The 8,911-nt window shown below is 69.0% G+C and carries 19 protein-coding genes; all 19 read left to right on the forward strand.

Features of this window, described 5'->3' with window-relative positions:
* The first annotated feature begins 2 nt into the window (after nucleotides 1-2).
* A complete protein-coding gene (locus ABTY62_RS43100) occupies nucleotides 3-317 on the forward strand; it encodes a DUF7739 domain-containing protein (RefSeq protein WP_352134849.1) in 315 nt (104 codons plus the stop codon).
* The gene (locus tag ABTY62_RS43105; RefSeq protein WP_352134850.1) at nucleotides 317-511 is read left to right on the forward strand and encodes a hypothetical protein; all 195 of its coding nucleotides are present in this window, start codon (nucleotides 317-319) and stop codon (nucleotides 509-511) included. Before ABTY62_RS43100 ends, ABTY62_RS43105 begins: the two co-directional genes overlap by 1 nt.
* Before the next feature lie 2 nt (nucleotides 512-513).
* Nucleotides 514-1,074 (forward strand): DUF6919 domain-containing protein, encoded by a 561-nt coding sequence (locus ABTY62_RS43110; protein WP_352134851.1) that lies wholly within the window; start codon nucleotides 514-516, stop codon nucleotides 1,072-1,074.
* 20 nt (nucleotides 1,075-1,094) lie between these two features.
* Complete coding sequence (locus ABTY62_RS43115) at nucleotides 1,095-1,316, forward strand: hypothetical protein (protein ID WP_352134852.1); 222 nt, start codon at nucleotides 1,095-1,097, stop codon at nucleotides 1,314-1,316.
* Between the two features lie 89 nt (nucleotides 1,317-1,405).
* Nucleotides 1,406-1,618, forward strand: coding sequence for a hypothetical protein (locus ABTY62_RS43120; RefSeq protein WP_352134853.1), 213 nt, complete (start codon nucleotides 1,406-1,408; stop codon nucleotides 1,616-1,618).
* A 39-nt stretch (nucleotides 1,619-1,657) separates the two neighbouring features.
* A complete protein-coding gene (locus ABTY62_RS43125; RefSeq protein ID WP_352134854.1) occupies nucleotides 1,658-1,813 on the forward strand; it encodes a hypothetical protein in 156 nt (51 codons plus the stop codon).
* Between the two features lie 11 nt (nucleotides 1,814-1,824).
* A complete protein-coding gene (locus tag ABTY62_RS43130; protein ID WP_352134855.1) occupies nucleotides 1,825-2,004 on the forward strand; it encodes a hypothetical protein in 180 nt (59 codons plus the stop codon).
* A 371-nt stretch (nucleotides 2,005-2,375) separates the two neighbouring features.
* Nucleotides 2,376-3,017, forward strand: a complete 642-nt coding sequence (locus ABTY62_RS43135) for a hypothetical protein (protein ID WP_352134856.1) — start codon at nucleotides 2,376-2,378, stop codon at nucleotides 3,015-3,017.
* A gap of 126 nt (nucleotides 3,018-3,143) precedes the next feature.
* Nucleotides 3,144-3,386, forward strand: a complete 243-nt coding sequence (locus ABTY62_RS43140; protein ID WP_352134857.1) for a hypothetical protein — start codon at nucleotides 3,144-3,146, stop codon at nucleotides 3,384-3,386.
* A 236-nt stretch (nucleotides 3,387-3,622) separates the two neighbouring features.
* On the forward strand, nucleotides 3,623-4,333 hold the full coding sequence (locus ABTY62_RS43145; RefSeq protein ID WP_352134858.1) for a glycosyltransferase family 2 protein: 711 nt from the start codon (nucleotides 3,623-3,625) through the stop codon (nucleotides 4,331-4,333).
* A complete protein-coding gene (locus tag ABTY62_RS43150; protein ID WP_352134859.1) occupies nucleotides 4,330-4,569 on the forward strand; it encodes a hypothetical protein in 240 nt (79 codons plus the stop codon). Before ABTY62_RS43145 ends, ABTY62_RS43150 begins: the two co-directional genes overlap by 4 nt.
* Nucleotides 4,570-4,579: 10 nt before the next feature.
* Nucleotides 4,580-5,446: an NAD-dependent epimerase/dehydratase family protein gene (locus ABTY62_RS43155; RefSeq protein WP_352134860.1), complete on the forward strand. Its 867-nt coding sequence runs from the start codon at nucleotides 4,580-4,582 to the stop codon at nucleotides 5,444-5,446.
* A gap of 15 nt (nucleotides 5,447-5,461) precedes the next feature.
* Entirely contained in the window at nucleotides 5,462-5,794 is a 333-nt protein-coding gene (locus ABTY62_RS43160; RefSeq protein WP_352134861.1) for a hypothetical protein, read from the forward strand.
* Entirely contained in the window at nucleotides 5,791-6,810 is a 1,020-nt protein-coding gene (locus ABTY62_RS43165; protein WP_352134862.1) for a hypothetical protein, read from the forward strand. Before ABTY62_RS43160 ends, ABTY62_RS43165 begins: the two co-directional genes overlap by 4 nt.
* Nucleotides 6,807-7,001, forward strand: coding sequence for a hypothetical protein (locus tag ABTY62_RS43170; RefSeq protein WP_352134863.1), 195 nt, complete (start codon nucleotides 6,807-6,809; stop codon nucleotides 6,999-7,001). Before ABTY62_RS43165 ends, ABTY62_RS43170 begins: the two co-directional genes overlap by 4 nt.
* A 38-nt stretch (nucleotides 7,002-7,039) precedes the next feature.
* Entirely contained in the window at nucleotides 7,040-7,267 is a 228-nt protein-coding gene (locus tag ABTY62_RS43175) for a hypothetical protein (protein WP_352134864.1), read from the forward strand.
* Nucleotides 7,267-7,578: an HNH endonuclease gene (locus ABTY62_RS43180; protein ID WP_352134865.1), complete on the forward strand. Its 312-nt coding sequence runs from the start codon at nucleotides 7,267-7,269 to the stop codon at nucleotides 7,576-7,578. Before ABTY62_RS43175 ends, ABTY62_RS43180 begins: the two co-directional genes overlap by 1 nt.
* 258 nt (nucleotides 7,579-7,836) lie before the next feature.
* Entirely contained in the window at nucleotides 7,837-8,439 is a 603-nt protein-coding gene (locus tag ABTY62_RS43185; protein ID WP_352134866.1) for a DNA primase, read from the forward strand.
* Between the two features lie 13 nt (nucleotides 8,440-8,452).
* Nucleotides 8,453-8,911 (forward strand): phage terminase small subunit, encoded by a 459-nt coding sequence (locus ABTY62_RS43190; RefSeq protein WP_352134867.1) that lies wholly within the window; start codon nucleotides 8,453-8,455, stop codon nucleotides 8,909-8,911.

An 8,911-nucleotide genomic window follows, 5' to 3' on the forward strand; every position in this document is an offset into this window, starting at 1 on the left:
CCATGGGCATCAACGTCTCTCACGGCGCCAACCAGTACGGCGAGGAGCGCCGCTCCGCCACCACCATCGCGAACCTCGGAAAGCAGCTTGCACACGTACTGCCATCCGGCGACTGGCGCACCATCGCCTTCCTCTTCGACGGCAAGGTGCGCTGCCCGCTCGCGGTGCCGCCACGTAAGGCGCTGAAGATCGCGGGCGTGCTTCAGCGGGCGGCTGTGAATCCGCTGATGCCCCGGGACTGGGCTGAGGACGCGCAGGCATTCGCTACCGCAGCCCGACGTGCGGCCACCGCCCGTCAGCCGTGGGAGTGGAGCTGATGGGCGCCACGGTGAGCAAATACGAGGGCATGCCCGCGACGTTCCTGAGAGAGCAAATCAGCTCGTACTCCAAGGTCATGGCCAAGGCCCGAGAGTGTGGACGCACCGACCTCATCGACGTTGGCCACGACGAAATCAACGCCATGATCGCCGAACTTGAAGCGCGGGGCGAACTCCAGCCGGAAGGACACTGACCATGGCCAACCCGTGGAAGAAGGCAGGTTCCGTCGCCGAGCTGGGCAGTCTGATGGCCGACTGGCTGGAGGGTCGGATCTCGTCCTGGCCCGGCTACGAGGCTGGCGCTGGCCCCGACGACGAGACCCGGCACCTCATTCCGGTCCTGGCCGCCGTCAACCGGGCCGGATACGTGACCACCTGCTCGCAGCCCGGGGAATCCGAGACCCGCGGCTGGGACGGGCGCATGTGGCGTCAGCGCGCCGCCGTCGAAGGCTGGGTCGCCGACCGCCGCCTCCTCGACCGCATCCGCACCCAGGCCAAGCGTGCAGGCATCATCGTGGTTGCTCACCGGCCCGGGGTCCAGTTCCACGAAGGAATCCCCGTCACCGATGCCGACGGGGAGCCGTACACGTGGTTCGCCCGCACCGAAGGCCACCGCGACCAGATCGCCTACGAGTGGAAAGGCGTCGGCGGCCGGGCCGTCCGCGAACTGCGGAAGTCCACCTATCTCACCCTCATCGACCCGGTGTGGGGTCGCGACGACCGGCTGTGGCCCGCACTCGCCAACGCCATCCGGTGATGCCCCCGAAGGAGGACCACGTGGCTGCTGACCCCGAAGTGCTCCGCCTGGCCGCCGAGCGAGTGAGCCAGATCGCCGAACAGGTTCAGCGTGGCGAGGCCCAGGAGGACATGGCCGAGCGGTGCGCCAACTACTACGCCAATGCCCTCGGCATCCCCGTCGAAGACGTCCGCGCAGCACGTAGCTGGCAGAGAAGGCCTGACGGGCCCAACGCCGGGTCGTGCAGGGGCCGCGACCGCTGACCTGTCTGCCCACCGTGCTCCGCGTGCCTCCCTCGGCGTGGGGTTGCGGCGGGCAGACAGCCCGGCCACCCATCAGAAGGAGGAAGCCCATGGGCTGGATTGAAGACGCAGCGAAGTGGCGGAACAGCGCGGCGAAGTGGCGGGCCACCGCGGACCAGTGGCGAGACGTGGCCGCACAGCATCGCGCAAGCGGCAACGAAACCAAAGCTCGAGGCGCGGCCCAGAAGGCGGCCAACTGCGACCAGAAGGCAGCCAACTGCGAGCAAAAGGCGGCCAACTGCGATGCCAAAGCCAGGCGCTAGCGAGCCGCAGCCAACCAACCACCCCGGAAGGACACCGCCGTGAACCAACGACTCGCCGCCGCTCTCCGCCGTGACGATGCCCGCGAGGCTGCCGGGATGCACCCGGACGAGCGGCAGACCTGCCACACCCACCAGTGCTGGGCCACCGAATGCGCAGACCAGCACACCCCACGCCCGACCACCCGCACCCAGTAGAGGAGAACCCGATGCACAAGGTCGAAGAGAAGGCCCTCGTGGGGTACGAGGGCAGCCTGATCCCCGTCCGTGTTCTCAGCGAGAACGGCACCACAGCACGCGTGATCACCAAGCGGGCCGGAGTCCACGTCGTGGGAGACCAGATCTACGAGGTCCCGATCAGTGCACTGCAGCCCGACCGGAACCCCTGACCGCCGCACCACCACGGCCTCGCTCGGATCCCGGGCGGGGCCTACTCGTGCCCGGGGCCAGCGGGCTGCGGTGCCGGAACCTGGGCCCGCGCCATCCACCGGTCCCGGCCAACCACCCGGCTCGGCCGGCCCAGAGGCTCCAGGCCCAGCGCCGTACACATGCGCTCCAGCTCGGCCTGCGCCTCACGCTCGGAATCCTCCAACACCATGAACACAGCGGCCATAGGCACAGTGTGACGGGCGCGGCAGCGGAGCGGGGGTATTTGCGGCTACTCGTCGCCCCAAGGCGGCAAACCGGCGGTGTCGGGACAGGCATGCACAATTGCCCTAGCGCCACCCCCTGCACCACCCGCGCCACCGAGGAGCCCGCCGTGCACCAGCCCGAGGACGACTACACCTGGCCCACCTGTGCAGCCTGTAGCCGCGAACTCCGCCACGACGAACTTGGGCGAATAGCCTGCCGCATCTGCCAGAACCGCACCGACGAACACCTCGAGGCCCTGGCCGGCGAGACCGGACTGTACGCGGCACTCACACGCGTCCTCACGCCAGGCGCCGGCACAGGGGAAGGCCGCGTATCCGGTAGCCGCACAGCGCCCCTCCCGCTCAGGCTCGAACCCCTCAACCTCTCCGCCCGCGGGGGAGTCGTCACCGTGCTGCAGACCTGGCTTGTCGACTGGCACGACACACTTGGCTGGCGGCACCCGCGCTGGAAAGGCGGCCTGCAGCAGCAACTCGACCAGGTTGTGAAAGCCCTGCGTGCCAACCTCGAATGGGCGGCCACCGAGCATCCCGCGTTCTCCGAGTTCGCGGCCGAGGTTGGGCAGATGGCGCGGGCGTGCCGCCGCCAGGTGACAGGCGAGCGGCTAGAGCGGCGCATCACCGTCGCCTGCTCCTGCGGCGGAACCCTCCGGGTCACGATCTCCACACCCGGGGCACGCTGCTCGTGCGGCGCCCAGTACGGACGGGTCGAAGTGCTGGAGCTCCCCCTGGCCGTCCGGAACGCCGCCTGATCACCCAATAGTTGCAGGCGTGATCGAAATATGTCACAGTGCCCTCATCGGAACACAAGTGTGTCCGCAGACCTTTGAGCCCCCAGCTTCCGGCCGGGGGCTCTCTGCTTTCCCGGAGGTGGACACATGCGCCTCGTCGAACTTCACCCCGAAGATCTCGTCTTCGCCCATGAAGCCGAAGATGCGACCGGCGTTCCCCAGCAGGTGATCCGCCAGTGGGCGTCACGAGGCAAGATCCGGCGCTTCTCGGGGGAAAACCGGCTCACCGGCAACGGGCACGAGTACAAGACCATGTACGCGCTCCCCGAGATCCAAGAGCGGGCCGCCAGGTACAAGGCCACACCACAGCGCGGCACCCGAGCCGCCTAACGACTCCTCGCGGGCGGTCGAGCGCGCTGGGTGGTGGACGCTCCCACCCGCGAGGAACACGCGCCTGCCCAGCGGGAGCAGGCACGGGACGCCAGCACCCCCCTGATCCGCTCGGCGTCCCCCTCGTCTGTCCGGCCGACTCGTCACGGCCGGGCGGACCACCACGCACCCGCTGCCCGGAGGACCGCGGCCGAGCAGCGGGCCCCACACCAGCACCACCGGAGGAGGCCCGCGCCATGGCCGAAGACCTGCTCGTCATCATCCCCACCCGCGGCCGGCCCCAGGCCGTGCCCGCCATCATGCAGGCGTGGAACGACACCGGGGCCACCGCGGACCTGCTGTTCTGCGTGGACACGGATGACCCGGAGCTGGCCGCGTACAAGAACCACGCCGCGGCCGTCAAGGCCGACCCGCGGGTGCGGTTCGTGTTCGGGAAGCGCCGGCGCCTCTGCGGCACCCTCAACCAGCAGGCCGTCAAGGCGGCCAAGAGCTACCGGTTCCTGGCGTTCTTCGGTGACGACCACCGGCCCCGGCCCGCAGACCGGCCGTGGGACTCCCGCATCCGCGAGTGCCTGTCCGGCGGTCCCGGCATCGTGTACGGCAACGACCTGCTCATGGGGGAGCGGATGCCGACCGCCGTGGCCGTGACGTCGGACATCGTCATGACGCTGGGTTATTTCGCGCCTCCGCAGCTCGTGCATCTCTGCTTGGACCTCTGCTGGCTCGATTGGGGGAAAGGGATGCAGCGCATCACCTACCTCGACGACATGGTCATCGAGCACCTTCACCCTGCGGCAGGGAAGGCGGAGGTAGATCAGGGTTACGAGGAGGCCAACAGCAGCGAGCAGGTGTCCGCCGACTCGGCTGCCTACTGCGAGTACCGGGATGGCGGCGGACTCGAAGCCGACCTGAAGAAGCTGCGGAAGCTCGTCGAGGAGGCAGCGTGAGCACCACGGCCGACAGCACCCGCTACCTCAAGACCATCTGGCGAGGCGAGAAGGCGTGGGAGTGGAAGGCCCTCTACGCCGGACATGTCCAGCCGCGCGGCTACCGCACCTTCTGGCGCGGCAGGTTCTTCTGGCAGCTCCACTTCACGCCCATCCACATCCACCGAGACGGCGACAAGTGGGAGATCGGCGTCTGCTTCGGTAAGCGCACCTTCTACTTCAAGACCCACCGCTGAGGAGGTCCACATGCGCGTCCTCCTCACTGGTAGCGCGGGTTTCGTCGGCCGCCACCTGCACCGGGCGTTCGACGCGCGAGGCGACGATGTCACCACCTGCGACCTGGCCGACGGGCAAGACGCCCTCGACCTGTTCCGCAGCGACGACACCCGCTACGACCTGGCCATCCACTGTGCAGCGGTCGTCGGCGGCCGGGCCAGCATCGACGGCAGCCCGCTCGGCGTGGCCACCAACTTGGCGCTCGACTCCTGGTACATGCGGTGGCTCGTCCGCACCCGCACCCCGCGGGCCGGGTACTTCTCAAGCTCGGCGGCGTACCCGGTCGCCCTCCAGCAGCCGGGCGAGGTGCGGCGGCTCTGCGAGGACGACATCGACTACGAGCAGCCAGGTCGCCCCGACGCCAGCTACGGGCTGGCCAAGCTCGCTGGCGAACAGCTCTGCCAGTACGCGGCGGCCGAAGGCACGCGCATGACCGTGCTGCGGCCGTTCTCCGGCTATGGCGAGGACCAGGACGAGGCGTACCCGTTCCCGGCGTTCATTCGGCGGGCGCGCGAGCGGCAGGACCCGTTCGAGGTGTGGGGCTCCGGCGACTCCACCCGCGACTGGATCCACATCAGCGACCTGATCGGCGCCACCCTCGCCGCCGTAGACCAGGACGTCACGGGGCCCGTCAACCTCGGCACCGGCCGAGCCACCTCGTTCGACCAGCTCGCCGGGCTCGTCACCGAGGCGGCGGGCTACCGGCCACAGCTCAAGCACCTCGCGGCGGCGCCCCAAGGCGTCCACCACCGCGTGTGCGATCCGAGCCGGATGCTCGCCTTCTACACGCCCCGTGTGAGCTTGGAGCAGGGAATCCAGCGGGCCATGGTCGCCTGACGGAAGGAGGCCACAGTGACCGCTGGCGCGTGGGACCTCCAGATCGAGCAAGGCGCCACCTTCGCCGAGACGTACACGACCAAGAACGACGACGGCAGCGCGATCGACTGGACTGGGTGGACAGCCCGCGCGCAGATCCGCGTACTGGCGGCCCCCGACGCCGAGCTGCTGCTCGACCTCACCCCGTACCTCACCATCACCGGCGCCGCGATCACCGTGCTGGTTCCAGCAACCGTCACAGCCACCCTCACCCGCTCCGGCAGGTGGGATCTTGAAGTCACCGACGGAACCACCGTCATGCGGCTCCTCGAAGGCCGTGCCCTCCTCGCCCCGGAGGTGACCCAGTGAACATCACCGTCACCCCCAACGGCACCCAGCCCCCGCGCGTCATTCAGGTCGCTGAAGGTGCGGTCACCTCCGTCAACGGCGATCGCGGCGACGTCACCATCACCGCGGCCGACCTCGGCGCCATCGGCACCGGAGATCCGGCCGGGGGAGACCTCAGCGGCACCTACCCCAACCCGACCGTAGCCAAGGTCAACGGGGTCGCTGTGAACGGCACCCCCAGTGCTGGCCAGGTTCCCACGGCCACCTCCGGGACCGCCGCAACCTGGCAGACCCCAGCGGCAGGACCCACGGCCGCCAGTACCGTCACCGCGCAGACCAGCTTCGGCGCCACCTCCAACGCAGGCGCCGCCACCACCTACTCCCGCGGCGACCACACACACGGAACCCCTGCCCTGCCCACGGCGAGCACCTCGACGGCGGGCGTGGTGCAGCTCGACGGCACAGCTGCCGACATCGCGGCCCTTGGCACCCAAGCCGCCGGCTCGACCGGGAAAGCCGCCGACGCCGGACACGTTCACCCCACCACCGGGGTCCTGCCCACCGCGGGCGGCACCATGACCGGGGGCATCAACTCCAGTCTCGCCGCCACCACCAGCGTCGGCCTCGGCGTCTTCGTCTCCGGTGACGCCTTCGACCGGGGCAGATTCCTCGCCAGCGGCCAGATCGAAATGGGCTCCGGGACAGCCGCACGCGAAGTCATCCTCAGCCGCACTGCCGCCAACCAGCTGTCGCTCACCACCGCCGACCTCCGCATCGCCACAGCAGGACGCGGGCTGATGGTCGCCGAAGGCTCGAACGCGAAGATGGGCACGGTGGCGCTCACTGCGGGGACAGCGACCGTCTCGACCACGGCGGTCACCGCCAACAGCAGGATCTTCCTCACTAACCAGGCGCTCGGCGGCACCGCAGGGTTCCTGCGCGTGTCCGCCCGCACCGCCGGAACCTCGTTCACGATTACCAGTTCCAGCGGCAGCGACACGTCCACTGTCGCCTGGCTACTGGTCGAACCCGCATGATCCGCTACGTCGTGTCCATCGACGGCGCCGGAGACGTCTTCATCGAAGACCCCGAACTCACCCTCGATCTCGGCGCCGACTGGGCCACCTTCAGCGACGGTCGCGGCCTAGCGCTCGCCGTTCCTCGCGCCCGAGTGCGCAGTATCCAACGCCTCGACGAGCTACCTGGAGACCCAGCCGAAGGGACGTGAACCGCATGGCCGGAGGGCAAGAAGCCACCCCCTCAGACGTGGCCGCCACCGAGCGACTGCACCGGTACTGGACCACGGGCGCCGGCGGTCAGCGAATCGCGTGGGGCACAGCGGGGGACTTCGACCGCTGCGTGGCCGAGCTGGAGCGCCACATGCCAGGCAAGGCTGAGGGCTACTGCAACCTGCTCCACAAGCGAGCCACCGGCATGTACCCGGCCGAGCACGCCAAGCTTCTGCGCGGCGGCAAGGACAAGGGCGGCGGCTGATGCCAAGTCAGGGCCGGCGCTCGGCACCACTCCCCAAGGGCTGGGCACGCATCCGGCAGCGCATCCTTCGGCGCGACGGGTGGGTGTGCCAGTGGCCTGTCGCCACGGGCGGGCTGTGCGGTGAGCCGGCCAACCAGGTCGACCACAAGGTGGGCGCCGCCCAGGACGTGGACTGTCACAGTGACTCGAACCTGTGGTCGCTGTGCGAGTGGCACCACAACCGCAAGACCGGAGCCGAAGCATCCGCCGTGGCCCACGCCAAGCCCCCGAGGCGCCGGCCCGCCGAGGATCACCCAGGCTTGATCGGCTGACCGGGCTGGAGCTGTGGATCAAGGCTTCAAGATCACCCGGGGGCACCCCCAAGATCCAAACAATCTTGAGGATCGGGCACGTTAGCTTGTCGCGGAGCGCGTGACTCTGGGAATCTGATGATCAAGCTCTGACCTGCGGGGATGCCTTATGGGCGGCCTCCGGCGTCAGTCGTCTCGGTGACTGCGCTTGCGTCACGAGACAGTATCAGTGCAGGTCAGAATGCATATTGCCGTCACGCAGCACGGTATCCTGGTTGCATGAAAACGAAGCGCTGCGAGAAGTGCCGGGAGCCGCTGAGCGCCCGGCATGCTCACAACGCCCGCTTCTGCTCCGGCCGCTGTCGCATGGCTGCCCACCGGGCCGCGCGTAAGCAGGTCGATCCTGTTCCGTCAGCGATGACGCGCCGACGGCAGTGGGTTCGCCGGGCGAATCGCAAGGTCCCGCTGTCTGTGACAGGGCTGAAGGTGCGGCCCGCCTCGTCGACGGATCCGGAGACGTGGGCCAGCTACAGCGCCGCGACCCGCTCGACGGCCGGGGTGGGTCTCGGGTTCGTGTTGAGCTCCGTGGACCGCCTGGTGTGCATCGACCTCGACCACGCTCTGCTGGAAGGCGAGTTGCGGCCGTGGGCGCGCAGGATCGTGGACAGCGTGCCTGCGACGTACATTGAGGTCTCTCCGTCCGGAACGGGACTGCACATCTGGGGCTTCGGATCTGTCGGGCGGGGCCGCCGAATGCGACACGGGGAAGCATCCGTTGAGGTCTACGACCGTGGCCGCTACATCACCGTCACCCGCGAACCGTTCGAGAACGCCCCGTCGACGCTGACGGATCTTTCGAGGGTGATCGCCGACCTGCTGTGAGGGGGGGGCGCTCATGGCCGGCCGAGGCATGGCACCGAAGGCGACTCGCTCCCGTGCACGTGACGCGAAGGCTCGGGATGCCGAGCTGAACCGGGTCCAGGACGACGACGAAGTCCGCGGACCGGAGCTGCCCGAGGGCGTTCTGCCGGATCAGGAGTCGTGGCATCCGAGGACGGTGCAGTGGTGGGAGACATGGCGGCGCTCGGCGCAGGCCCAGGTCTTCATCGACACCGACTGGGATTTCCTGTTGGACACGGCCCTGCTCCATCACGTGATGTGGACGAAGGGGCGCTGGGAATTCGCCTCCGAGGTCCGTCTGAGGGCGGCGAAGTACGGGGCGACGCCGGAGGACCGGATGCGGCTGAAGCTGCAGATCGACACCCCGGCGGACAAGCCAGCCCCGGCGGGGACGTCGCGGTCTACGTCGGATCGGCGGAAGAACCTGCGGATCGTGGATGACCCGGCGGTCTAG

This window comes from Streptomyces sp. NPDC097640, from assembly GCF_040302705.1.
In the GTDB taxonomy this organism is placed as follows: Bacteria; Actinomycetota; Actinomycetes; order Streptomycetales; family Streptomycetaceae; genus Streptomyces.

Bases quoted from the DNA above. Each gene is read 5' to 3' on its own strand.
- ABTY62_RS43100 (WP_352134849.1), top strand. From the start codon at position 3: ATGGGCATCAACGTCTCTCACGGCGCCAACCAGTACGGCGAGGAGCGC.
- ABTY62_RS43105 (WP_352134850.1), top strand. From the start codon at position 317: ATGGGCGCCACGGTGAGCAAATACGAGGGCATGCCCGCGACGTTCCTG.
- ABTY62_RS43110 (WP_352134851.1), top strand. From the start codon at position 514: ATGGCCAACCCGTGGAAGAAGGCAGGTTCCGTCGCCGAGCTGGGCAGT.
- ABTY62_RS43120 (WP_352134853.1), top strand. From the start codon at position 1,406: ATGGGCTGGATTGAAGACGCAGCGAAGTGGCGGAACAGCGCGGCGAAG.
- ABTY62_RS43130 (WP_352134855.1), top strand. From the start codon at position 1,825: ATGCACAAGGTCGAAGAGAAGGCCCTCGTGGGGTACGAGGGCAGCCTG.
- ABTY62_RS43140 (WP_352134857.1), top strand. From the start codon at position 3,144: ATGCGCCTCGTCGAACTTCACCCCGAAGATCTCGTCTTCGCCCATGAA.
- ABTY62_RS43145 (WP_352134858.1), top strand. From the start codon at position 3,623: ATGGCCGAAGACCTGCTCGTCATCATCCCCACCCGCGGCCGGCCCCAG.
- ABTY62_RS43155 (WP_352134860.1), top strand. From the start codon at position 4,580: ATGCGCGTCCTCCTCACTGGTAGCGCGGGTTTCGTCGGCCGCCACCTG.
- ABTY62_RS43170 (WP_352134863.1), top strand. From the start codon at position 6,807: ATGATCCGCTACGTCGTGTCCATCGACGGCGCCGGAGACGTCTTCATC.
- ABTY62_RS43180 (WP_352134865.1), top strand. From the start codon at position 7,267: ATGCCAAGTCAGGGCCGGCGCTCGGCACCACTCCCCAAGGGCTGGGCA.
- ABTY62_RS43185 (WP_352134866.1), top strand. From the start codon at position 7,837: ATGAAAACGAAGCGCTGCGAGAAGTGCCGGGAGCCGCTGAGCGCCCGG.
- ABTY62_RS43190 (WP_352134867.1), top strand. From the start codon at position 8,453: ATGGCCGGCCGAGGCATGGCACCGAAGGCGACTCGCTCCCGTGCACGT.